Genomic DNA, 25815 nt, shown 5'->3' with positions numbered 1-25815 from the left:
TTTACAATAATATTAGCATGTATTTAGCACCAGAAGAAAAAGCAAAGATTTTTGCAAAGCACGGAAAAAGTGCAACAGACACAGGGTCTGCCGAAGGACAGATCGCTTTATTCACATACAGAATTGAGCATTTAACACAACACTTAAAGAAAAATCACAAAGATTTTAATTCAGAGCGTTCACTAGTAAAACTAGTAGGTAAGCGTAGATCTTTATTAGATTATCTAATGAAAAAAGATATTTTACGTTACCGTGCTATCGTAAAAGAATTAGGATTACGTAAGTAATACATTTTAATGGGCTCTTAGGAGCCCATTATTTTTTAGTAACTTTGTTACTAAGTTGAGAGCAATCTCACTCTATATAAATTTCAAATACTGAAAAAGCTACCCTTAGGTTTTTCATTGGTCAACCACAACAACACAACAACACTACAATCGAAAACCGATTGTTGACCAATTTTTTAACTACGCATTTTGCTATGCGTATAATTTAATTAAAATGATACCTAAAGTATTTAAAGAGGTCATTGACCTAGGTGACGGGCGTGAAATCACACTCGAAACCGGAAAACTAGCCAAACAGGCACACGGATCTGTTGTGGTACAATCTGGAAAATGTATGTTACTATGTACAGTTGTTTCTAATTATCACCAAGCAGATGTTGACTTTTTGCCACTTACTGTAGATTACAGAGAAAAATTTGCAGCAGCAGGACGTTATCCTGGAGGTTTCTTTAAAAGAGAAGCAAGACCAAGTGACGGAGAAGTATTAACAATGCGTCTTGTGGACAGAGTATTGCGCCCATTATTCCCAAAAGATTACCATAGTGAAACACAGGTAATGATACAATTAATGTCACATGATGATGATGTAATGCCAGATGCAATGGCAGGATTAGCAGCATCTGCTGCAATTCAGCTTTCAGACTTTCCGTTTGAGTGTGCTATTTCAGAAGTACGAGTAGGACGTATTAATGGTGAGTTTATTATTAACCCTTCTAGAGCACAGCTTGACGAATCTGATATCGATATGGTTATTGGAGCTTCTGCAGATAGTGTAATGATGGTAGAAGGTGAGATGGATGAAATTTCTGAAGAAGAAATGACTGAGGCTATTAAAGCAGCTCACGAAGCTATTAAAGTACAATGTGCAGCACAAGTACGTTTAGCCGAAGCTTTTGGAAAGAAAGAAGTACGTGAGTATGAACCAGCTGTTGAAGATGCAGATCTTGAGAAAAAAATACACGATATGGTGTATGACAAAACCTATGCTGTTGCAAAAGCAGGCTCTGCAAAACATGAAAGAGGACAAGCTTTTAGTGATATTAAAGAAGAGGTTTTCAATTCTTTTTCTGAAGAAGAACAAGCAGAGCTTGGAAAACTTATCCATAAATATGTAGCAAAAGCAAATAAAGCGGCTATACGTGATTTAACCTTAAATGAGGGGTTACGTTTAGATGGTCGTAAAACAATCGATATTAGACCTATTTGGTGTGAGGTAGATTATCTACCTTCTGTACATGGTTCTTCTATCTTTACTCGTGGCGAAACACAAGCACTTGCCACAGTAACCTTAGGAACTTCTAGAGAAGCAAATCAAATTGACATGCCAAGTTTTGAGGGCGAAGAAACATTTTATTTACACTATAACTTCCCACCTTTTTCAACTGGAGAAGCAAGACCAATTAGAGGAACATCGCGTCGTGAAGTAGGACATGGTAACCTAGCACAACGTGCCTTAAAAGGAATGGTTCCAGAAGATTGCCCATACACAGTACGTGTGGTAAGTGAGGTGTTAGAGTCTAACGGTTCTTCATCTATGGCAACTGTATGTGCAGGAACTATGGCAATGATGGATGCAGGTGTGCAAATGAAAAAGCCAGTTTCTGGTATTGCAATGGGACTTATTTCTGAAGGTGAAAAGTACGCAGTACTTAGTGATATTTTAGGAGACGAAGATCACTTAGGAGATATGGACTTTAAAGTAACTGGAACAGCAGATGGTATTACTGCTTGCCAAATGGACATTAAAGTAAAAGGGTTGTCATACGAAATTCTTGTAAATGCATTAAAACAAGCAAGAGACGGAAGATTACATATCCTTAAACACCTAACAGATACAATTGAAACTCCAAGGGACGATGTAAAAGAGTACGCACCTAAAATGGTAACTACACGTATCGCCAATGAATATATTGGAGCACTAATTGGGCCAGGTGGAAAAGTAATTCAAGAACTTCAAAAAGAAACAGGAACTACCATTGTAATTAATGAAGATCCAGAAACCGAAGAAGGAATTGTAGAAATTCTAGGAACAGGTCAGGAAGGTATTGACGCTGTACTCGCAAAAATTGACAGCATAACATTTAAACCAGAAGTTGGTTCTGTTTATGAAGTGAAAGTGATAAAGATGCTTGATTTTGGAGCTGTTGTAGAATACATAGAAGCACCAGGAAACGAGGTTTTATTGCATGTTTCTGAACTAGCATGGGAACGCACCGAGAATGTAAGCGATGTAGTAAACATGGGTGATGTTTTTGATGTAAAGTATTTTGGTGTGGATAAACGTACTAGAAAAGAAAAAGTTTCTAGAAAAGCTATTTTACCTAAACCAGAAGGATATGTAGAACGCCCACCAAGAAACGATAGAAATCGTGACAACCGTGGTCGTGATAACAGAAATAAAGACAGAAAGAGGGATTAAGTAAATTTTCTTCCAATATCAAAAAAGCACCTTTCAATATTGAAAGGTGCTTTTTTTATGGAATAGTTTTTGGCGCTAATTTATTAAACCATCTTATTATGAAATATTTAAAATTACTCCTAGTATTACTTATTGTTGTTGCGTGTGAAGATGAACCTATTACAGAAGCAAATATTACAAGGAACTATATTGAAACAGACTCAGAATTATATAACCTATTAGATAGAGTCTCAGATGAGAATGATGATAACGAAGCAATAACCTGTATTGAATTTGACTACCCATTTGCAATATTCGTCTTTGACGAAAATCAAGAATTTATTGAATCTGTTGGACTTCAAAACGATCAAGAATTTGTTTTACTTCTTGATGAACTTCCAGATGGACATTCTATAAGTATTAGTTACCCAATTACTGGAACTAATGCTTCAGGAGAAGTCGTAGAAATAAATAATAATGAAGAATTACAAGAAGCTATAAAAAATTGTATGCAGACCCAAATTCTTATGGAATGTGAAAATCATATTGCAAGATTAAATTGTGTTTGGAATATTGAAAACCTCAGCAATACAAATACCAATTATGAAAGTTCACAATTTATTTTTAATTCCTTAGGTGTTGGAAAATTTTATCATAATGGAAATATTTACTTTGGGACTTGGACATTCTTATTCATAAATGAAGAGCTTCATCTTAATATTTTTGTAAATGATGACACAATTGGTCAGGATTGGAACTTTGATTGGAAAGCAGAAGTAGATTTTGAAAATAATATTACTACTTTAGTTAATGAAAATGGTGATGAGTATAAGATTTTTAGTGAGTGTAATCTTGATTGTAGCTCTGACGAAGCTTTTCAAGTTTGTGAAACAGAAGAAGGTTCTGGGACAGCTGATTTTATGTTATCAAATTATATTTATTGCTTTGGAAATGTAGCAGATATTAATAATGCGAATCCTGTAACCTATTCTTTTCATGAAACTGAAGATGATGCTCAAAACGGTACAAATCCAATTCTAGAAAATGTTTATAACAATACTGCCAACCCTCAAGATTTATATGTAAGAATTGAAGATATTGAAACTGAAAATCTGGTTGTAATAAATTACTTAACTATTGAGGCTGTTGTATGTGAAGATTAATAAATAGTAATTAGCAACTTCACTAAAAAAACACCCCTAATTCACTAAATATTATTACTTAACACCTATTGAAAATTATAATTACGAGGCTATATCTTAAAGAACAAAGAAATGAAATGATGCAAGTTAGTTAGCTACTTCACTAATAAATTTAATTCTATACAAGCGGAGTTCTTCGGTGTCATAATCGCCATCAAACTCTTCCATAGCAGCATCTATAGTATCGGTTTCAGCTTCTAGAAAATACTCGTGAATTTCTTCTTGTTGGTCTTCGTCTAAGATTTCTTCAATCCAATAATTAATATTTAATTTAGTACCGCTATATACAATAGCTTCCATTTCTTTTATAAAGTCTTCCATATCAAGACCTTTTGCAGAAGCAATATCATCAAGAGGTAACTTTCTATCTACATTTTGAATAATATACAGTTTTAATGCACTATTACTACCTGTAGATTTTACAACAAAATCGTCTGGACGAATGATATCATTTTCCTCAACATAATCTTGAATTAGTTTTAAAAATGATGCTCCAAACTTTTTAGCCTTGCTCTCTCCTACTCCATGAACATTAGAAAGTTCGTCCATTGTAATAGGGTATTTTAGCGCCATATCTTCAAGTGAGGGATCTTGAAAAATAACGAAGGGAGGGAGTTCAAGTTTATCTGCTACCTTTTTTCGTTCGGCCTTTAATAATTTAAACAAAGCTTCATCTGCGGTTGCATTTCCTCCTTTTTGATTAACTATAATAGCATCATTTACGTTTTCATCATAGGAGTGGTCTTCAGTCATCATAAAAGAGCTAGGCGCATCCATAAACTCTTTCCCTCTTTTAGTTAGCTTCACTACACCATAACTTTCTATATCTTTTCTAATATATCCAGCAACGAGTAATTGCCTCAATAATGCCATCCAATACGCTGCATCTTGCTCTTTTCCAACACCAAAATAGTCTTGACTACTAATACGGTGAGATTTCATTAATGCATTTTCATGCCCAATAAGAATATTTACAACCTCTTTTGCTTTGTATTGTTGATTAGATTTTTCAACTACATTTAATAGGGTAAGCGTTTCATCCTTAGCTTCATGTTGTTTTTTGGGGTGACGCATGTTATCGTCCATATCACCACCTTCGCCAGTTTCATTATCAAAATCTTCTCCAAAATAATGTAAAATAAACTTACGTCGAGACATAGAGGTTTCTGCAAATGCAACAATCTCTTGTAACAAAGCATGCCCTATCTCTTGTTCAGCCACAGGTTTTCCACTCATAAATTTCTCCAGCTTTTCTACATCTTTATAATTGTAAAAAGCTAAACAATGCCCTTCTCCTCCATCGCGACCAGCACGTCCTGTTTCTTGATAATAACTTTCTATACTTTTAGGAATATCATTATGTATAACAAACCTAACATCTGGTTTGTCTATACCCATTCCGAAGGCAATGGTCGCAACAACAACATCTACATCTTCCATTAAAAACATATCTTGATGCTTTACACGTGTTTTACCATCAAGCCCAGCATGGTACGGTACTGCTTTAATACCGTTAACCTGAAGCGTTTGTGCAAGTTCTTCAACTCGTTTTCTACTCAAGCAATATATAATACCGCTTTTCCCATCGTTTTGCTTTACAAAGCGAGTAATATCTGCATCAACATTCTTTGTTTTTGGACGGATTTCATAATAAAGATTAGGACGATTAAAAGATGCTTTAAAGGTATTTGCATCTGGCATTCCTAAATTTTTAAGTATGTCTTCTTGTACCTTAGGAGTTGCTGTAGCGGTTAATCCTATAATTGGAATGTCGTTTCCTATTCTATTAATTATACTTTTAAGATTTCGGTATTCGGGTCTAAAGTCATGCCCCCACTCACTTATGCAATGTGCTTCATCAATTGCTAAAAATGAAATTGTTTCATTCTGTAAAAAATCTACATATTCTTCTTTTGTCAGGGACTCTGGAGCCACGTACAAAAGTTTTGTGATTCCATTAGATATGTCTTCTTTTACTTGTTTTACTTCGGTTTTATTTAAAGATGAATTTAAAACATGAGCAATTCCGTTTTCAGAAGACAATGCTCTTAGAGCATCTACTTGATTTTTCATTAATGCAATAAGAGGTGATACTACAATTGCAGTACCATCCTTCATTAAAGCTGGTAATTGATAGCAAAGAGATTTCCCTCCTCCTGTAGGCATAATAACAAAGGTGTTATTATTAGCCATAATACTTTTTATAACATCTTCTTGTAGTCCTTTAAATTGACTAAATCCAAAATATTTCTTTAATGATGCGTAAATATCAATTTCAGCCACGCTGTTATTCGGTTTTTATATTTTATGTTAGACCTTAAATAAAATTGCAGAAACAGGGGAACAATTGTAATTTTGCAACCTTTAAGGTAATTATGTATCTACTTAATATAATTCTATACTAAATATAGTAATTTATGGATACAGTAACAAAAATTAAAAAGCGTAACATCTTGAATATCGAAGAAAGAGTAATATCTGTCGCTAAAAAGACCATTGTAACCGAGAGTAATGCTATTATGCATTTAGCAAGTTTGGTTGACAGGGAATTTTCTGATGCTGTAGACTATATCTTTAAATCTCATGGGAGAGTTATAGTTACTGGTATTGGTAAAAGCGCAAATATTGCTACAAAAATTGTTGCTACACTTAATTCTACTGGAACTCCAGCTATTTTTATGCATGCAGCAGATGCTATTCATGGTGATTTAGGAACTATTCTAGAAGATGATAGTGTAATATGTATCTCTAAAAGCGGGAATACGCCAGAGATTAAAGTTCTTGTACCATTAATTAAGGCTAGAGGCAATAAACTTATAGCAATTACTTCAAATAAAGCTTCATTTTTAGGAACGCAAGCAGATTATGTTTTAAATGCATATGTAGAAAAGGAAGCTTGCCCAAATAACTTAGCACCAACAACCAGCACAACTGCTCAACTTGTTATTGGTGATGCATTGGCTATGTGCTTACTAGATTTACGTGGTTTCTCAAGTAAAGATTTTGCGAGATTTCATCCTGGAGGATCTTTAGGGAAAAAGTTATATTTAAGAGTAAGTAACCTTACTTCTCTAAATGAAAAACCAGAAGTACACCCAGATACAGATGTAAAAGATGTAATAGTAGAAATATCAAAAAAAATGCTTGGGGTTACTGCTGTTGTTAAAGACAGTAAAATTATTGGCATAATTACAGATGGTGATTTACGTAGAATGTTAACCAAAGTAGATAGTTTTAAAGGACTTACTGCAAAAGACATTATGACCAAAAACCCTAAAAAAATTGATAATGATGCAATGGCTGTTGAAGCTATGAAGCTAATGGACAACCATGGCATTACACAATTACTTGCTGAAGATAAGGGAAATTACTGCGGCGTAGTGCATATCCATAATTTAACCAAAGAAGGAATTATTTAATGACAAAAAACGCAACCACATCTAATGAAAAAGAGATGTCTTTTCTGGATCATTTGGAAGAATTGCGTTGGCACTTAATTCGCTCAACTGCTGTTGTAGTAATAATGGGGACAATAGCTTTTATTGCTAAAACCTTCATTTTTGATATTTTACTACTTGGACCTTCTTATGGAAGTTTTCCAACATATGAAATTCTTTGTAAAGCAGCTACATTTTTAGGTTTTGAAGATAGCTTTTGTTTTGAAAAACTGCCATTTACTATCCAAAGTAGAACAATGGCAGGGCAATTCTCTGCACATATATGGACCTCTATTACAGCAGGCTTTATTCTAGCTTTCCCATATATTTTATATGAATTTTGGAAATTTATTAGTCCTGGCTTACGAGACAACGAGCGTAAAACTAGTAGAGGTTTTATACTAATCGCCTCATTCCTGTTTTTTATTGGAGTACTCTTTGGGTATTATGTTGTAACACCACTATCTATTAATTTTTTAGGAAGTTATCAGGTGAGTGAACAGGTTTTAAACGAGTTTGACTTAAGTAGCTATATAGGACTTGTAAGAGCTTCGGTTTTAGCAAGTGGATTAATTTTTGAGTTACCCATTATAATTTACTTCTTGACTAAAATAGGAGTTGTAACACCAGAAATTTTACGTAAATACCGTAAGTTCTCTTTAGTTGGAGTTTTATTACTTTCAGCTATAATAACACCTCCGGATGTTGCTAGTCAAATTATTGTTGCAGTACCAGTAATTATTTTATACGAAATATCAATTTTTATTTCTAAAGCGGTGATAAAAAACCAATTAAAAAAAGAAAAGAAAAGAAATGCCTAACATAGTAGATGAATTTAACGAGTATCGTTCAAAAATGAACGAGAAGTTACTAGAAGATAACAATAAGATTATAAAAAGAATTTTTAATCTAGACACCAATGCTTTTACCGAAGGTGCCTTACCCAAAAAAACAAAAGAACTATTAGGACTTGGTAATTCACTAGTACTTAGGTGTGATGATTGTGTACGATATCATTTAGAAGCTTGCCATAAGCTAAACATTACTAAAGAAGAAGTAGTTGAAGCATTAAGTGTTTCTTTACTTATAGGAGGAACAATAGTAATACCTCATCTTAGAAGAGCTTATGAATACTGGGAGGCTCTAGAGAATAACGCGTAATTTTTTCTTCGGAAAATTTAGCTGTACTTTTAACGTTTAGATGGTATCTAAAACATTAAAGTGCATAATTTTAAAAGATTTCCGTTTTCGCGGAAAAGAATATGAAACTAAGAGCTGAAAATCTTATAAAGTCTTACAAAGGCCGAAAGGTAGTTAAGGGTATTTCGGTGGAGGTAAACCAAGGAGAAATTGTTGGTTTACTTGGGCCAAACGGTGCTGGTAAAACTACTTCTTTCTACATGATTGTTGGTCTTATTAAGCCCAATGGGGGTCGAATTTTCCTAGAAGGAACAGAGATTACCAAATTCCCAATGTACAAAAGAGCTCAAAATGGGATTGGTTATTTAGCACAAGAAGCCTCAGTATTCAGGAAATTGAGTGTAGAAGATAATATTTTAAGTGTTTTACAACTCACTAAGCTTTCAAAAAAAGAGCAAAAACATAAAGCAGACACACTTATTGAAGAGTTTGGCTTAGGACATATTAGAAAAAACAGAGGAGATTTATTAAGTGGTGGAGAAAGAAGACGTACCGAAATTGCTCGTGCCCTAGCTACAGACCCTCATTTTATACTACTAGATGAACCTTTTGCGGGAGTTGATCCAGTTGCAGTAGAGGATATACAACGTATTGTAGCGCAACTTAAAAACAAGAATATTGGTATCTTGATTACAGACCATAATGTACAAGAGACCCTTGCTATTACAGACAGAACTTATTTAATGTTTGAAGGAAGCATCTTAAAACATGGAGAACCCGAAGAGTTAGCTGCAGACGAAATGGTACGTAAAGTATATTTAGGTCAAAATTTTGAGCTTAGGAAAAAGAAATTATCATTTTAAATTTCTTCCTCTTCACCAGTAAGTAGGTTAATTACTGGCATTCCTTTAATTTCTGCTAATCTAGTATCGCCTCTTAAATAAGAAAGAGAATAATCTTTATTTCTGCTTTCTCTAAATTTACTGTCTTTAAAAGCTTCTTCTATAGAAAGTTCACTAACATTTTTATTCAGAAGATCTCGACGAACAAAATAAGCATTGTTACCAGCTATCGTGCAGCCAACTAATGCATATCCTTTATTATTAGCTACATGCGTAAATGCAGGCAAAGAAGCTCCAAAATATAAGTTACTGTAATGCATATTGTTCCTTACAAAATCTTCTTTATAAGGTACTGTAATGTAACGATCTTTACCAAAGACCGCATTGTACTCTACTATAATTATTGAAGGGTTTAGTACACCTAAATCAATCTCTTCAAGAACATGGTAATCATTACCATCAATATCTACACTTAAAATTCCTAAACTTTTAAACCCAGAACTTAATAAAATAGAGTTTATATTATCTTTAGTAATAAAAGCACATTTCCCTCTTAAATCATATTTCCAATACCATTTATACTTCTTTAAATTTTTAATAAACTTATTAGAACCATCAATAATAAAGCCGGACCAATTATCGTGCATCATTAAAAAACGGGTATTCGACTCCAAATAATCTTCTACACCAAATTCGATAAAAGTGGTATTCTCTATAGATAAATTTTTAATTAAATATTGAATAATACCATCATCTCCCCATTGACTAAAAATTTTGAATTCATAATCATTTATATTACTTGATACCATTTGAAATTGTTGCTTGGACAACATAGTTCCAATCGCCAATAATCTGGTGTCCTCATTAAATATAGATTGTTTTAACCTTGACCTTAAAAAAGTTTTAAGTCCAGATAAAAGAGATACTATTTTCTTATGTCCAAGTCCCATATAATATATTAATATTCGAAAATGATAAAGTCACCAAAAATATATTAATCTGCTTTCCAAAACAAAGACAAAATAAAATAAAATAAAAGTATAATTGGTATTGCAATAAACTTAAAAACAAAGATTAAAACCAAAGAAATAAAAAGAAAAAAATATCTTTTTAAATTCTTATTAAACCCCCAGGTTTTAAATTTTAAAGAAAATAATGGAATTTCTGCATTTAATAAGAAGCAACTTACTACTGTTACTCCTAAAAGCAACCATGTATTAAGCACAACCGATGCTAAACTTTGAGTATATTGAAACTCTAGCATTAAAGGAATGCTTAATATTAAAAGTGCATTGGCAGGAGTTGGGAGCCCAATAAAGCTTGTAGTTTGACGTGTATCCACATTAAATTTAGCAAGTCTGTATGCAGAAGCTAATGTAATAAGTAGTCCAAAAAAAGGTAGGTATTGATATTTGCTAGCATTCCAATTTTCTGTAGAAAAAAGTTGATTAATATCGACTGAATCTCCTGTAATACTTAAGTAAAGTAATTGAACCATAACTATTCCAGGAACTACACCACTTGTCACCATATCTGCAAGTGAATCTAATTCTAGTCCAACTTTACTTTGCGCTTTTAATAGTCTAGCAGCTAAACCATCAAAAAAATCAAAGAATATTCCTAAAAAAACAAATATTGAGGCGGTAATTAAATCTCCAGAAATTGCAAAAAACAAAGCAATTGTACCACACAAAAGGTTTAATGAAGTAATTATGTTAGGAATTTGCTTTATCATGTTAGTTAAAAAGGTATAAATTTCAAAAAACCTTCATTTTTTGTAAAAATAACAAAGTATTTCCGTCTTAGAGGATAAACATACAATATGTATTCAATTTTATAGTTTAGTATTCTAGAAATTAATGAGATATTTGTGCAAAAATTCTAGCTTGAAAAGGAATCTATTTATTGCTTTTTTACTACTCTCACTAACTGTTTCTGCCCAGACAACACGAAAATACTCTAATGAGTTTATGAACATAGGTGTAGATGCAGCTTCTTTTGGGATGGCCAACTCTGTGGTAGCATCTACTGGCGATGTAAATTCTGGATATTGGAATCCTGCTGGATTGGTTAATGTAGAGGATAAGCAACTAGCATTAATGCACGCTTCTTACTTTGCTAATATTGCAAATTATGATTATGCTGCATTTGCAATGCCTTTAGACGATAGAAGTGCTGTAGGGCTTTCAGTAATACGCTTTGGTGTCGATGACATTTTAAATACTACCCAGCTTATAGATGACCAAGGTAATATAGACTATAATAGAATAAGTCTTTTTTCTACTGCAGATTATGGAGTAACATTTTCATATGCACGCAGGCTTCCTTTAGATGGTCTAAATGTTGGAGTAAACGCAAAAGTAATTAGAAGGATTATTGGAGACTTCGCTTCCTCTTGGGGGTTTGGTCTCGATGCTGGAATACAGTTTGAAAGAGGAGATTGGAAATTTGGTTTAATGGCTCGAGACATAACAACCACCTTTAATGCTTGGACTATAGATGAAGAGCAATTTGCAACCATACAAGGAGCGGTAGAAGGTCAAAACCAAGAATTACCAGAAACTACAGAAATAACAATACCAAAATTACAGCTTGGAGCTTCAAGAAAATTTGTTTTTCATTATGACTTTTCACTCCTAACAGAAATAGACCTAAATTTTAGATTTGCAGAAACTAATGATATTATTTCTTCTGGCTTTACAAGTATTACTCCTTCTGGGGGATTTGAGTTTGGCTACATAGATATGGTTTTTGTAAGAGCTGGTGTTGGTAATTTTCAAAACATTCAGCAATTGGACGGAAGTGACTCTGTTGGCTTTCAGCCCAATATTGGTGTAGGTTTTAAATATAAAGGTATACAAATAGATTACGCTTTAACAGATATTGGAGACCAAAGCGCTGCATTATATTCTAATGTTTTTTCTCTTAAAATGGATTTAAGCATCTTTAGGTAGCGAACTAATCTTGTATCTTTGTATTAAATCCTGAAACCCATAAGTGTGTTTAAAAAAATCACTTCATTACTGTTTTTTCTCTTTGTTTTAAATTTTTCTCAAGCTCAGTACATTCCAATTTCTGAGAGTGCTGAAGTAAGTATTATTACTATTGGACCTGGACAACAACTATATGACAAATTTGGTCATAGTGCTTTTAGAGTCAAAGATGTAGCAACTGGTTTTGATATTGTATATAATTACGGTACGTATGATTTTTCAACACCTAATTTTTATACAAAATTTGCGAGAGGAAAGTTATTGTATCAATTAAGTGAACGAAACTTTCAACCCTTTTTAGAAAGCTATAAAAGACAAAATAGATGGGTAAAAGAACAAGTTTTAGATTTAACCTATTTAGATAAAGAAACATTGTTTAATTATCTTCAAAATAATGCAAAACCTGAGAATGCCAGTTATAAATACGATTTCTTTTTTGATAATTGCGCTACTAAAATAAGAGATGTACTTGTTGAAGTACTTGGTAGTAAAATTAGTTATACGGACTCATTTATAGAGGATCCTTATACCTTTAGACAACTTATTCAAAAAAACGTAAAAGCAAATTCTTGGGGAAGTTTAGGAATGGATGTAGCAATTGGTTCAATTACTGATAGAACGGCTAATGCATGGCAACACCAGTTTTTACCAAATTACGTTTTTGAAGCTGCAGCCGTTGCTACTATTAAAAAAAACAACAATACGATACCGCTAGTAAAAGAAACAAAAACACTTTTTAAAAATAGTCAAACACGTACGGCAACCAACTTCTTCACAAGTCCTGTTTTTGTGTTTTCAATACTAAGTTTAATCATGTTAGTTGTTACTTTCTTAGATTATAAAAAAAATAGAAGAAGTAGGTATTTAGATAGTATCCTATTTTTTACTACAGGTGTTATAGGAGTTATTTTAGCATTGCTTTGGTTTGGTACTGACCATACTGCAACAGCAAACAACTATAATTTATTATGGGCTTTCCCTTTTACTATTTTGTTTTTTGTGGCGATAGGAAAGAAAAAACCAAAAAAGTGGTTGCAGCGCTATCTTATTTTTTTATTACTACTTATGACGCTACTTTTTATCCATTGGTTTACAAGTGTGCAAGAGTTTTCTATTGGATTTTTACCCTTATACATCGCCTTAATTATTAGGTATATTTATGTTGTGGTATATATTAAAAAGCAATAATACTTACTGCCCTCTATAAAAGATAATAGTACTCAAAGTTTTTATAACAATACTAATGTCAAGGAAAAGACTTCTTCTTTTAATATAATATAGGTCGTACTGCAGCTTTTCTAAAGCATCTTCTTTTGAAGCGCCATATTTTGCATTTACTTGTGCCCACCCTGTCACTCCAGGTTTTACAAGATGACGGACTTCATAAAAGGGTATTTGTTTAGATAATTCTTTAACAAATACTGGTCGCTCTGGACGCGGTCCAATAACACTCATTTCCCCTTTAATAACATTTATAAATTGAGGTATTTCATCAATACGAGTTTTACGCAAAAACTTACCAAACTTAGTTATTCTCGTATCATTAGTAGAAGCATATCTAGCCCCTTCCTTCTCCGCATCTACTATCATTGTACGCAGTTTATAGATTCTAAATTCTTTACTGTTTTTACCAACTCTTACTTGTGAGTAAAAAAGAGGGCCCCTATTTGCAAATAGATTCCCTAACAACACTATTGGGAAGATTACAATACCAAAAATTAAACCTATAATTGAAAATAGTAAATCTAATACTCTATGAAAAAAGAGGTAAAATTTATTTTGGTTACTTCTACTAAAAGGGAAATATCTATAAAAATCTTGTTCAGCATGATGTACAGGAACTCTTCTCGTATTTTCTTCATATACTTGAGTATACTCTCTTATTGGAGTTCCTTTTTCTAGTAGTCTAATTAGTAAAGAATTTAAGGTTGGAGTCATTCCTTTACCATTAGGAAGTGCCACTACTATTTCAGAAATAAAATCCTCTTCGACATCATTAATGAGTGATTTTTTTTGATACGCTTTTATTCCTTCAACAGAAACACTCTCTTTAACAGTACTTGTATCTACATAGCCTACTACTCTGTAATTGGGGTCGGATTTATGTAAAGAATTAATTATAGGTTTTAGCGAGTCAAAGCTTGTTATTAGAAGTACTTTTTTATTGAACCTAGGGGTAGATATTAAACTAATGTAAGCATACCTCCATATTAATAATGCTATATTAACTGCCAAGTAAAAGTATACTATTTGTAATCTATTCTCTGGAAGCTCTGGTGTAAAAAAGGGTGTAAGTAAATAAAATAGTACTGTGACAGATGAGGTAAGTATTATATTTTGAATTACTACTTCAAACTTGCTTGCTTTCTGAAGGTTATATAGTTCGAAAATTGTAGCAAAAACTGCTATATAAAGTCCCAATACAATAGACCAGACCCAATGCTCTTCATTTATTTTAAAATAATCAAAATCAAATACAAGACCAATTCCATATAAGAGAGAAAGCACCGATGCAATATCTAGAATACGCAATAATACTTTACGTTCCGATATATCAAAATGGATACTCGATTTCTTAGACATTTGGCTGGAGAGTTAGGCTGTAAATGTATGGAATTATTTATTGGTTTAAAAGCTGTAACCATTGATGCTTTACAATCTTCCAATCAAAACATTCTACTTTTTTTCTAGCCTTTTTAGATAATTTTTGAGCGTTTCCTGGTTGTTCAATGAGTTTTATTATTTCTTTCACAAAAGCTTTCGAATTATTAGGCGGAACGAGTATACCATCTTTATTTGTTTCAAGTAAATATGGAAGCCCACCAACATTTGTGGAAATTACAGGTAGTCCAAGTGCCATAGCTTCTATTGCGCTAATAGGAGTATTATCAAAGTTTGTAGTATTAATAAAAATGTCAAATTCTTCAGATTTTTTAATCCATTTTTCTTTAGGTAATCCTCCAGTAAAAGTTATTGGTAAGTTTTGTGTAATTGCAATTCTTTTACACTCCTCAAGCGAACCGTCCTTATCAGGCCCTATCATACATAAAGTAGCATTATATCCTTCAGAAATTAAAGAAGAGACTACATCAATTGCTAATTTTGGGTTATAAATTTTATTAAAGGAGCGCACCCATAATAAGTTAAATTCTGGTTTTTCTCTTAATTTAAATTCATAATTTTTTATTTCTATGGTATTAGGGATATGCCTAAGATTATTGTAGCCTTCTTTTTCAAAAACTTCCTTAAGATATAAGGATGGGGCTATATTTAAATATGCACTCCCAAAGAATTTTTTAGACTGTGAAGGGCTATTTTTTAGTCTTGAAGGCAAGTCTCCTCCTCTGAGTATTGGAATATATTTTATTTTAAACAATCTTGCTAGATTACCAACTGCAACAGCATAGTAAAAATTTTGAGTGCTGTATGTGTCTATTAAAATATAGTCAACTTTTAAGGCGTTTTTAATTACCGCAAAAAGCATATCAATGAGCCTGAGTGCTTTGTTTTTTTTTGAAGAAGAAAACATAATTTCAAAACCTTCCTGCTGTAATAAAGCCCCTAAAGTCTCTATGGATGTAATTGTATTACCAGCTTTAGATAGTTTATTTCCTATGTATAATAGCTTTCTTTTTTTTGACATTTATAATTGAGATTAAACATAGTCCGTATATAAAAGCTGGCGCAGCAATCCTCATCGAGGAGTGATTTATAGTTAAAAACCAGAAAGCAAAAAAGGAAAGAGCAAAAAGATTAGACCTATCTTTTATTCTTATTATTAATGGAGTAAAAAATAAAATAGCTAAAGCTCCCATCCCAAATATTCCATGTTCTGATAAAATTCTAGTCACCTCGTTATGTGTTGCTACAATTTTACCCGTTTGAGCTTCTCTATATTCCTTAATTTTTCCAACTCCAATACCTGTAACTGGATTTTCAAAAAAAGCATTTAACTCAGCTAAAATTAACTCAGATCTACCCGTTGTTATGTCTTCTTTGACGCGACCAGCTGCATCTTGATTAGAATAACGCTTATCAATTAACCCTAGAGTTGAAATTGAACTAACAATCCAAGTTGCAGCAAAAATAGCTACTATAGTCACAATTTTAGGAATTAAATTGGCTTTTTGTTGTGCCTTAGAGCGTATAAAGTATATAATTAAAAAGATTATTATACAACCTACTCCAGTAATAATTCCACCACGAGAAAAAGTAACAATACCTCTGTAGCCTATAAGTGCTAAAAGAGCAAAATCTAAAATGTTTATTGTTTTATTTTTTACAATTAACAGACGTGTAAATAATATAAAAAGCCCTAAACCAAGTATAGTTGCTACTTGATTTGGCCCAAATCCTCCAGAAGCTTCAAAATTAGATTGTGTACCACTTAAAACATCTCTAATGTTTGGCGTATAAAAATACAAATAGACCGTCATGCTAATAATTGGCAATAATATAGCTAGTGTAATATTTTGAAGCCTTTGAAATGGAATTTTCCTTCCATTGCAATACAATGCACAGATACCTATACAAATAGGACCACTCAAATTAAACCCTATTAAGTTAAAGAAAGGACTATCATAATTTAAGTTGATTGCTGAAAACAATATCCCCGGTATCAAGAATACGAGGTACATAAAATAGGGCAAAGAATTTCTTTTAAAACCTTTAAAAAACAGCCCTAAAACCATGAATCCCATTACTGCATATTTAGCAAACTCATATGAGAAGCTAATACCACCTGTCATTCTAGAAAACACTTCAAACCCTACCACATAACCAGCAGCGACAAGAACTTCTTCATTCTTGTTTTTATTTTTAAGTATTCTGTACAAGAAATAACATAGCGCTACAAAAAAAAACAACCTCGAAGTAATTTCAAATAAGTACGTTGCAAAACCAAGAGCACCATGGAGCGCAATGAGTTGCATATAGTTTATTTTAGTAAGTTGTTTAATGACTATAAATTTTTATAAGTTGTGGAATAACTGACTTTGATGAATAATGTTTCATCACAAAATTATATTGCAAAGTAGCAAACTTATCTTGCAAGTTACCATCGTTGTACAAAGTAATAATTGCCTTAGCTAATTTTTTTGAGTCTTGAGGAGGAACAATAATTCCTCTTTCTTCAATAACATCTGCACATTGCCCCACATTAGTGACAATTGTAGGTAGTTTTGCATTTGCATATTCCAAGATTGCTACTGGCAACCCTTCAGAACGCGAGGACAAAACACCTATATCAAACTGTTTTAAAAAAGTTTGAGTTATTTGCTTAGAACCATAAAAATAAACCTGATTTATTTTATGCTTATCTATATAATTTGAGAGCTCTCTATAAATTTCAGATTCTTTATTTACACTTCCAATTAAATGTAATGAAATATTAGAAAGTTGCTTTTGCGCAATACTATAAGCTTTCAATAAGTTTAAATGATCTTTTTGAGGTCTAACATTTGCCAAACAAACTATCTTAAAAGTTCCCTCCCCTTTTATTTCTTCATTTAAAACTTCTGATTGATTATCATTTACAAAATTGATTATAAAATAAACTTTGTTACATTTTAAATTAAGTTCACTCCAAGTTTTCAGTTTTTCATTGACTGCTATGATACAATCAAAATAACGAGAAAACCATTTTAATACTTTAAAATCTCTTTTTTCTAAATGTTCACTATCTCCATAATGATCATGCCAAATAATCTTTATTTTTCGGTTTAAGAAATAAACCAATACTCCTAAGAAAAATGAAGTACTATGCGCATGTATGTGAGTTATCTTATTAACTCTTACATATTTTGAAAGACGAATTAATGACAAAATATCTAGTGTGTTATTCCTCTGTAAGTGAAGATACTCTACTTTATTAGAGATTGTACTCTTTAAAATACCCTCTTTTCTAGTAGCACATAAAAAAGACTTCTCTGTATGGGTTGATAAACAGTTCGCCAAATTAATAGCAATACGCTCTGCTCCTCCGCCATCTAAAGAATCTATAAGTTGTAAAACACGCATTATAACAGTTTTTTTATAGCGGCTTCAAAACTATCCAATGTATATTCATGAGACCAGGTTTGTGCTTCTTTACTCATTGTTTCTAATTGTGTTCTTTCATTTAATAAGGTAACTACTTTTTGTTTATCCTCGTCTAAAGACAATGTTAGAATGTGACCTCTTTTTCCTTTTCCTAACATCCATGGTACACATGAAATTTTGGTTGCCAAAGGAATACATCCCCAAAACATAGCTTCTGCTACTACTTTTGGCCATCCTTCAGATTTTGAGGGTAAAATTAAAAAATGACCTACCTTATAAGCTTCTATTATAACGTTACGAGATTGATTTCCATGTAAAGTTATTGATTGGGATAAATTATTAGTTTCAATATAATTTTTTAATTCTGAATATAATCCCCCATCACCATATATACTCAAAGAGCAGAATATACCATTCTTAAGTAGTTTTTCAACTAATTTAATTGCATAGAGCGGTCTTTTTCCGGGAACAAGACTCCCAACAAATAGGAAATGAAAGGGAGAACTTATTTCTTTTGTAAGAGAAGTATTAATTTGGGAAGTAGTATAACTTGCAGTAAAAAAAGGTCGAATATTATCGCTTTGCTCCTTCCATTCTCCATACACCAATACTTTACAGTTCTTGGTTAAAAAAGTATTACTCACTATCCATTTTTGAATTTTGTAGCTTAATGGTTGTTTAGATTGTGGATCCCAATTTCCAGCATATTTTACAGTTTTAGATTTTTTTGGAAAAAAAATCTGTGCAAAACAGCCTATTAGACCAATAATACCTGGACATCTAAGGTGAATATGATCTGTTTTTTGCATTGCTGAAGATACTCTTAAAAAGAGAAGCGGTATACTAAAAATTGCTTTTAACGCTTCAAAAAAACTAATAAATGAAATGGATGGTACTTTTGTAAATCGATTAACTTTAGATTCATATGAAGAAAAAATTGTGGGTATAGGTTCTGTTTTAATAGGTGCTACAATATGAATCTTTGATACATTACGCATCCAAAGATTCATTTCCCTTACGTAAGGTTCATAGGCATAATAAGATTGGTTTTTAACTATGTGAGACGTATGTGTAATAATTAAAAACTTCATGAGTCAAGCAATGAATGGTAAAACTCTATATTTTTTTTCAGTATTAAAGCAATATCGTATTTTTCTTTAACAGTTTTTAAAGCTCTTTGGCCTATAGCTTTAACCTCTTCTGGGTTTTCAATATACCAACATATTTTTGATGCAATATCCTTTGGATCATATACATCACAAAGTAGTCCATTATCTTTATGAGAAATAGTTTCAGGTCCCGGGCCATATTTTGAAAAAACTACTGCTTTACCCAAAGACATCGCTTCTAGTGTGACTAAGCCCTGCGTTTCCATATGTGATGGGAAGACGCAAAAAGCAGCATTATTATACTGTTTGTATAACTTTTCTCTAGTAACAGCTCCATGGAAAGTGATATTCTCAAAAAAATTTTTAGGATACTCCTGTTGTATTTTTTTTATGTAAGAACTCCCATCAGGGTAAAACCAATCTCTACCATATAGGTCTAATTGATAGTCTGGATACCTCTCTTTTACAACTTGAAATGCTTGTAACAACTCTCTCACGCCTTTTTTTTCACAAATGGTCCCTGCAAACAAAATGCTTTTTGAAGTGTTTTCTGTTTTCGAAAAAACTGATGGTATTTTTACAGGGTGAGGAATAATATGCACTGGTGAATTATGATAACTTAGGTACTTACCTGTATGTTCTTTTACATACCTTGATACAGCAATAAAACCATCTGCTTTTTTAAAGGAACGCTTTTCTAACAGTCCTTTTCGCCAATTAATTCCTCTTTTTTCAGCTTCTGAAAAAAAATGATGCCCTCCATGTAAACGTATTACTTTTGGGACTTTAGAAAGCACAAACAAAAGAGCTAGTCCAAGTTCTGAAGCTTCAATTACATCAATAGGGTGTTGTTTATTTATTTCAATAAGTTTTTTGTTAAGCTGTATTGAATTAAAAATAAACCCAGGAATGAAATTTTGAGAAACAGGAAGACGATATAAAGAAACTCCCTTATCATCAATACACCCCTCTTTTGAAGAGGTACCCGCTCCAATTATTGTAACCTTATGACCTTCTTTTGTAAGCGCACGGCCAAAAGTTTGCAAAAAAGATCCTATACCTCCAGAAGCCCAAAGTGGATACTCATGTGAAATAAAAGCTACATGCATGATTGTATCGTTTTTGAAATATGTATTGAGGCATCTTTAGGAAAATCTACAATAGTTTTAAACCACTTGTCTATATTGGTATTGGGTTTTTCAATTGCTTCTGAAATTTTAGGGACTATATCTTCTTTATTAGAAAACCAATAAACCACATCTTCACTTGGCATACTTCTAAAATGTTGATAATTGTATATTGTTCTAACAGACCAGTTACTATCTTTTTTTGTATCATAATTAATGTAGATACATGGTTTATTGAACATTCCAAAATCAAATGCCATGGTTGAACCTACATTTATAACTAGTTCACTATAGTACGCCAAACTTACTAAGAGCTTAATATCATCTTTGGTTGGGTAAACTGCAGACCATACCTTTTTGTTATAATTCCATAGTGGAGGACATTCTTTTATAAGTTCTGGAAATTTTTTTAAAACCCAATCATAACGGCCTGAAGTATCTACTGGACACCTTCTAAAAACTATTTGAATATCTTTTACCATACTACTCTTTTCGATAGCAGTTGCAATATCATTAAGATAAAAGGGGTCATATGGGGAGGTACGCACATCATCTCCAGAAAAACAAATTAGTTTTTTTTGAGTATCGAAACCGTAGTATTTAAAAAAAGTTTGTTTTTCAATTATGTTTTCAGAATCGAAATAAAATTCGAATTGCGGAGTTCCAGTTACTTTTATTTGTTTCTCTTTTATTTCTGGATAAAACAATTGTAATTCTTGTTTCATGTACTTTGACCAAACAAAATAATAGTCTGATTTTAACGCCAATCGAGCTTTTGGAATATTATCCCAAGAATATATTACTGTAGCTGTGGGTATATTTAAGCTCCTAGCTGCGGCAAAAATAGTAGGAACTTCCATTGCTCTTTGATGTGTACAAAAAATAAATGTGGGTATATCTTTCCTAAAAGTTTCAATAGTACTTTTATATAAGGGATTTTTTGCAAGAGTGTTATAGTACCTTTTTTCTAGTTTTTCTATTGAAGAGTACTTCTTAAACAAAGTACTAACTAATGGTATAAATGAATAAAAAAGCCGATTTTTTAAATTGTGCTTTTTCTTCTTCCAAAACTTTAAAATACTCTTATTAGTAACTTTTTTGGCATTATAGCTTAATCTACAGTAACAAATAAGTTCTTTTAAAAAGGTTTCTTTAAATGAAGAAGTATAAGGTTCTAAACGCACCTCCTTTTCTATATTAATTTCAGATTTAATAGTATTTAAAGTAGTGTCATCAAAACTATGAAACAATGTAATTGTTCCGTCAAAATCTTTGAAGACTCTAGAGTACAAATAGTTTTTTATACCTACTCCATCTGGAACAACAAGAACAATGTTTTTTGATGTATTCACTTATATCACTTTTTGAACAATTCCGTAGCAACAAATGGCTATCATAATAAGGTAATGTGCTACAGTAATGAAATTATGTAACTGTTTTTTTTGTATTAATTCAGAAAAAGCCAAAATAGCAAGTAAAAAAAAGCTTCCAAACCATCGTAATTCTATGTAAGATATTATAATTAAAGCAAAAATGGTAGTCATTATTGTTATTATAGAACAGGCATAAGAAGTTGATGTGATTTTTTTCTGTTTCATAAAAAGTAAAAAACCAAAATAAAATAAGATTGGTAAAATGAGGCCTAATTGACGGGAGCTATATACAATTATATATCCTAGATCCTTAAAAAACTCCTTTATTGTTAGATCTATATTAAAAGTTAATCCAGATAAAATACCCTTTGGTAGAGAGTCTTCTCCATTTACGATAAGATATTGGTCAGTTTCTTTCCAACTAGGATGTGTAAAATTATCCCTTTCTCCATTGTTAACTTGAAGTTGTGCTAGGTATTGTCTCTGTGCCCAATTTGAAATAGCATTAGGTGGTGGGTCTTTAGCATCATAAGATAATGTATTGTTTTTTGCTATACTCGGGATATTTATAATACTAAAAAGCATTAAGAAAAATATAGCAGGTATCATTTTTTTAAATGAAAGTTTTATCTGCTTTCTTATAAGATATATTGAAAATAAAATAGCAGGTAAAAAAACAACAAACAAAGCTCTTGTAAAAACTACAAATATTAAAGCAGTAAAGAGGACGGCAATGTTTTGTTTTTCTTTAGTCTTTAGTATAAAATAAGTTTCTGTAAAAAAGATTACCAATGCTATTACAAATAGTGGGTCATTAATTCCTTTAAAGAAATAACCTGCGGTTGCGAAGTAAAATAACAGAAGTGCATAAAAATCTAGGTTTCGTAGTTTTTTTATTTTAAAAAAATAAAAGATTAATCCTATAAAAAGGAAAATGTTTACAACCCGAAGTGCGATATACTCTTCAAAAAAGAGAGAAAAAAGGTAAGAAATAAGCATGTATGGTATTGAAATTCCTTTTTCTATGGCCGCCTGCCAGCCATACTTAGAAATATAGTTCAAATCATATATAAACAAAGCCTCATCTCCTGCTCCAACATTAATTTGGGTGAAATAATTTATGGATACAATTAGGTAAACTATGACAAAAGCAAAAAAGCCATAGCGAAAAATATGTAGATATTTACTCACCATAAGAAAGCAGTACATTAATTACATGATTAACATCTAATTCGTAATACATAGGCAACCGCAATAATCTATCTGTGTAAACCTCACTCATTGGCAGGATTCTACCATCATGTTTATTTAAAAAATAAGGGCTAGAATGCAAACTAATATAATGGAATACTGAGAGGATATTTTGGTTTTTTAAATAAGCTATGAGCTGTGCACGTTGTTCACTATTTTTACAAATTAAATAAAACATATGCCCATTATTGGTAGCAAAATTTGGAACAAATGGCAGTTGTATTTGATTTGCCTTTGTCCATTCTGTTAATGACTCAAAGTAATGCTGCCAAAGATTTTTACGTTGCTCTTGTATATTTTTTAATGACTCCAGTTGAGCAAAAAGATATGCTGCATTTAACTCACTAGGTAAGAAAGAAGAACCTACATCTACCCAGCCATATTTATCGATTTCACCTCTAAAAAAAGCGCTTCTATTGGTACCTTTTTCCCATAAAATTTCTGCTCTTTTTACAAATCGATTATCGTTTATCATTAACAACCCTCCTTCTCCACATTGGATGTTTTTTGTTTCGTGAAAAGAGAATGTTCCTAAGTGACCTATACTCCCTAATGGCTTTCCTTTATAATAACTATCTATAGCTTGTGCTGCGTCTTCCACTACAAATAAATCATGCTTGTTTGCAAGCTCCTTTATTACGTCCATATTACAAGCAACACCAGCATAGTGAACTACAACAATAGCTTTAGTTTTAGGAGTAATTAAGGAAGCAATTAATTGCTCATCCATACCAGGATGATCTTTTCTAGAGTCAACAAATTTTATTGTGGCACCGCGTAACTCAAATGCGTTTGCTGTAGAAACAAAGGTATAAGAAGGCATAATCACCTCATCGCCAGGCTTAATATCAAGTAATAATGAAGCCATCTCTAATGCGTCTGTGCAACTAGTAGTTAACAATACTTTCTTAACACCATAGTTGGTTATAAAAAAATCATGGCATTTTTTAGTATAATAACCGTCTCCTGAGAGTTTACCTCTCTTTACAGCATCTTCTATATAATGAAGTTCTTTTCCGGAAAGATAGGGTTTGTTAAAAGGGTTCATTTTATAAATCTTGAAGGGTTACCAACATATAACCCCGCCAAAGTTAAATCATTTATAACAACAGTCCCTCCACCTGTTTGAACATTTGAAGTTATTGTTACATTATCTATCACAGTAGTATTGATACCAATATTGCACTTTTCACCAATGTTAACAAATCCTGCTATAGCAACACTTGGGGAAATAAAGCTATGCTTGCCTATAAATGAATCATGTGCAATTGTAACCCCTACATTAAGCAAAACATTATCCTGTATTACAACTTTTCTATCTACTACTACACCCGGTAAAACAAAAACTCCAGAACCAATTTTACAAGATGAATCAATAACAGAAGAAGGATGTATAATTGTAGCGAATGGAATGTTTTTAGAAAACTGGTTGTATAACCTAGCTCTTAAATCAAAATGCTTATAACCTATAGCTATTATAAGCTCATCAAAAATACTGTTTTGATAAAGTTCTTCAATATCATTAACAGTACCAAGAATAGGAAGGTTTTCTACAAAAGAATCTTTTTCAGCAAAATCATCTATATAGCCAACCACAGTATAACTTGTAGTACTATGGTAAGCAATAAGTTGCCCCAAATCACCAGAACCTATAATAGCAAGGTTTTTCATTCTTTAGTATCAATATTAGTAAGTTCAAGAACTGAAAATAATGGCCGTGATTTAGATTCTTTATAAATTTTACCAATATACAATGCTGCAATTCCTATAAAGAATAATTGTAATCCCGTAGCAACTATAAGAGCCCCTATTAATGACGGCCAACCTGATTGAAAGTTTATCAAGTATAGCTTCAAAAAGATTAAGACTAATAATAGCAGTACACCAATAAAAATTAAAAAAGAACCCAACTTTACAGCAAATTTTAATGGAAGTTCAGAAAAATCAAAAATCGCATCAAAAGCTAAATTCATTTTTCTTTTAAAATTAAATTTTGAAGTACCTGCAAACCTTTCACGCTGTTCAATCTTAATAGAAGTTTGTTTCATACCTATGTGCATAAAAATTCCTTCTATAAATCTATTTTGTTCTTTATATTCTAAAAATTTGTTAGCAAATTTTCTGTTAAAAATTCTCATTACAGCTAAGCCTTTTGGAATTTTAAGTCCAGTAAATCGTCTAAGAACACTCCAAAAAATCTTTGAGAAAATTGAGTTTATAAAGGTGTCTTTCTTTTCTTTTCTAACTCCAAAAACTAAGTCGTACCCTTTTTCTATTTCAGTAATAAACCTTATAATTTCTTTTGGCGGATCTTGTAAATCAGGATCCATATAAAGTAAGTAATCACCCTTTGCATAGGTAATACCAGCAGTTAGAGCTGCTTGCTTTCCGTGATTGTAAGAAAGCTCTATCAACTTAATAGCAGTATTTTTTTTTGCTTCTTTCTTTATTAGGCCTACTGTATTGTCTGTACTACCATCGTCAATAAAGACTATCTCATAGACAATATCTATTTCGTTTAATGCTTCTGCTACTTCTAAAATAAATCTAGAAATAACTGCTTCTTCAAAATAAACAGGGACTACTAATGAGAGTGTTTTATCCATTTTATAAAATT

Annotated in this window: 23 protein-coding genes; 9 read left to right on the top strand and 14 right to left on the bottom strand. The window is 32.1% G+C overall.

All coding sequences use genetic code 11. The features are described from left to right. Positions 1-17: 17 nt before the first annotated feature. The 3 genes from rpsO to RM538_RS08640 all read left to right on the top strand — a co-directional run bounded on the left by rpsO (position 18) and on the right by RM538_RS08640 (position 3848). On the top strand, positions 18-287 hold the full coding sequence (rpsO, locus tag RM538_RS08650; protein ID WP_311333022.1) for a 30S ribosomal protein S15: 270 nt from the start codon (positions 18-20) through the stop codon (positions 285-287). A gap of 214 nt (positions 288-501) precedes the next feature. Continuing rightward, complete coding sequence (locus RM538_RS08645) at positions 502-2706, top strand: polyribonucleotide nucleotidyltransferase (RefSeq protein ID WP_311333021.1); 2205 nt, start codon at positions 502-504, stop codon at positions 2704-2706. A 98-nt stretch (positions 2707-2804) separates the two neighbouring features. Next, positions 2805-3848 carry a hypothetical protein gene (locus tag RM538_RS08640; RefSeq protein ID WP_311333020.1) on the top strand — a complete coding sequence of 348 codons (1044 nt, stop codon included), beginning with the start codon at positions 2805-2807 and terminating at the stop codon, positions 3846-3848. 126 nt (positions 3849-3974) lie between these two features. Here the strand turns inward: RM538_RS08640 and recQ are convergent, their stop codons facing one another. After that, positions 3975-6170, bottom strand: coding sequence for a DNA helicase RecQ (recQ, locus tag RM538_RS08635; protein WP_311333019.1), 2196 nt, complete (start codon positions 6168-6170; stop codon positions 3975-3977). Between the two features lie 134 nt (positions 6171-6304). Between recQ and RM538_RS08630 the strand changes: the two genes are divergently transcribed. The 4 genes from RM538_RS08630 (at position 6305) to lptB (ending at position 9327) form a co-directional block, all read left to right on the top strand. Then, positions 6305-7306, top strand: a complete 1002-nt coding sequence (locus RM538_RS08630) for a KpsF/GutQ family sugar-phosphate isomerase (protein ID WP_311333018.1) — start codon at positions 6305-6307, stop codon at positions 7304-7306. Then, positions 7306-8145, top strand: a complete 840-nt coding sequence (gene tatC / locus RM538_RS08625) for a twin-arginine translocase subunit TatC (protein WP_311333017.1) — start codon at positions 7306-7308, stop codon at positions 8143-8145. Before RM538_RS08630 ends, tatC begins: the two co-directional genes overlap by 1 nt. Beyond that, positions 8138-8485 (top strand): carboxymuconolactone decarboxylase family protein, encoded by a 348-nt coding sequence (locus RM538_RS08620; protein WP_311333016.1) that lies wholly within the window; start codon positions 8138-8140, stop codon positions 8483-8485. The genes tatC and RM538_RS08620 overlap by 8 nt, the downstream gene beginning before the upstream one ends. 101 nt (positions 8486-8586) lie before the next feature. Then, the gene (gene lptB / locus RM538_RS08615; RefSeq protein ID WP_311333015.1) at positions 8587-9327 is read left to right on the top strand and encodes an LPS export ABC transporter ATP-binding protein; all 741 of its coding nucleotides are present in this window, start codon (positions 8587-8589) and stop codon (positions 9325-9327) included. Here the strand turns inward: lptB and RM538_RS08610 are convergent. Continuing rightward, positions 9324-10256 carry a hypothetical protein gene (locus RM538_RS08610; RefSeq protein WP_311333014.1) on the bottom strand — a complete coding sequence of 311 codons (933 nt, stop codon included), beginning with the start codon at positions 10254-10256 and terminating at the stop codon, positions 9324-9326. The genes lptB and RM538_RS08610 overlap by 4 nt on opposite strands. A 44-nt stretch (positions 10257-10300) precedes the next feature. Then, on the bottom strand, positions 10301-11041 hold the full coding sequence (locus tag RM538_RS08605) for a CDP-alcohol phosphatidyltransferase family protein (RefSeq protein WP_311333013.1): 741 nt from the start codon (positions 11039-11041) through the stop codon (positions 10301-10303). A gap of 151 nt (positions 11042-11192) precedes the next feature. Here RM538_RS08605 and RM538_RS08600 point away from each other — a divergent pair, with 151 nt between their 5' ends. Together RM538_RS08600 and RM538_RS08595 are read left to right on the top strand one after the other, a co-directional pair. Then, positions 11193-12260: a putative type IX sorting system protein PorV2 gene (locus tag RM538_RS08600; protein WP_489753168.1), complete on the top strand. Its 1068-nt coding sequence runs from the start codon at positions 11193-11195 to the stop codon at positions 12258-12260. Between the two features lie 45 nt (positions 12261-12305). After that, positions 12306-13487, top strand: a complete 1182-nt coding sequence (locus tag RM538_RS08595; protein WP_311333012.1) for a lipoprotein N-acyltransferase Lnb domain-containing protein — start codon at positions 12306-12308, stop codon at positions 13485-13487. Positions 13488-13490: 3 nt separating this feature from the next. On the opposite strand, the gene RM538_RS08590 is transcribed toward RM538_RS08595, so the two are convergent. Genes RM538_RS08590 through RM538_RS08540 form a run of 11 tightly spaced genes read right to left on the bottom strand, consistent with a single transcriptional unit; the run spans position 13491 to position 25804 of the window. Continuing rightward, complete coding sequence (locus tag RM538_RS08590; RefSeq protein WP_311333011.1) at positions 13491-14882, bottom strand: sugar transferase; 1392 nt, start codon at positions 14880-14882, stop codon at positions 13491-13493. Positions 14883-14919: 37 nt separating this feature from the next. Next, positions 14920-15942 (bottom strand): glycosyltransferase family 4 protein, encoded by a 1023-nt coding sequence (locus tag RM538_RS08585; RefSeq protein ID WP_311333010.1) that lies wholly within the window; start codon positions 15940-15942, stop codon positions 14920-14922. Then, positions 15905-17230 (bottom strand): O-antigen ligase family protein, encoded by a 1326-nt coding sequence (locus RM538_RS08580; RefSeq protein WP_311333009.1) that lies wholly within the window; start codon positions 17228-17230, stop codon positions 15905-15907. The genes RM538_RS08585 and RM538_RS08580 overlap by 38 nt, the downstream gene beginning before the upstream one ends. Positions 17231-17252: 22 nt before the next feature. After that, positions 17253-18317 (bottom strand): glycosyltransferase, encoded by a 1065-nt coding sequence (locus tag RM538_RS08575; RefSeq protein ID WP_311333008.1) that lies wholly within the window; start codon positions 18315-18317, stop codon positions 17253-17255. Further along, entirely contained in the window at positions 18317-19429 is a 1113-nt protein-coding gene (locus RM538_RS08570) for a glycosyltransferase (RefSeq protein WP_311333007.1), read from the bottom strand. Before RM538_RS08570 ends, RM538_RS08575 begins: the two co-directional genes overlap by 1 nt. Then, a complete protein-coding gene (locus tag RM538_RS08565) occupies positions 19426-20556 on the bottom strand; it encodes a glycosyltransferase family 4 protein (protein ID WP_311333006.1) in 1131 nt (376 codons plus the stop codon). Before RM538_RS08565 ends, RM538_RS08570 begins: the two co-directional genes overlap by 4 nt. Next, entirely contained in the window at positions 20547-21926 is a 1380-nt protein-coding gene (locus RM538_RS08560; protein WP_311333005.1) for an MGDG synthase family glycosyltransferase, read from the bottom strand. The genes RM538_RS08565 and RM538_RS08560 overlap by 10 nt, the downstream gene beginning before the upstream one ends. Continuing rightward, positions 21927-23138, bottom strand: a complete 1212-nt coding sequence (locus RM538_RS08555) for a hypothetical protein (RefSeq protein WP_311333004.1) — start codon at positions 23136-23138, stop codon at positions 21927-21929. Continuing rightward, positions 23131-24246 (bottom strand): dTDP-4-amino-4,6-dideoxygalactose transaminase, encoded by a 1116-nt coding sequence (gene rffA / locus RM538_RS08550; protein WP_311333003.1) that lies wholly within the window; start codon positions 24244-24246, stop codon positions 23131-23133. Before rffA ends, RM538_RS08555 begins: the two co-directional genes overlap by 8 nt. Continuing rightward, positions 24243-24869 (bottom strand): NeuD/PglB/VioB family sugar acetyltransferase, encoded by a 627-nt coding sequence (locus RM538_RS08545; protein WP_311333002.1) that lies wholly within the window; start codon positions 24867-24869, stop codon positions 24243-24245. The genes rffA and RM538_RS08545 overlap by 4 nt, the downstream gene beginning before the upstream one ends. Then, a complete protein-coding gene (locus RM538_RS08540; RefSeq protein ID WP_311333001.1) occupies positions 24866-25804 on the bottom strand; it encodes a glycosyltransferase family 2 protein in 939 nt (312 codons plus the stop codon). The genes RM538_RS08545 and RM538_RS08540 overlap by 4 nt, the downstream gene beginning before the upstream one ends. Positions 25805-25815 lie beyond the last annotated feature (11 nt).

The organism is Patiriisocius hiemis, assembly GCF_031846325.1.
Taxonomy (GTDB): domain Bacteria; phylum Bacteroidota; class Bacteroidia; order Flavobacteriales; family Flavobacteriaceae; genus Patiriisocius_A; species Patiriisocius_A hiemis.
This window is presented reverse-complemented; position numbering and strand designations above follow the sequence as displayed.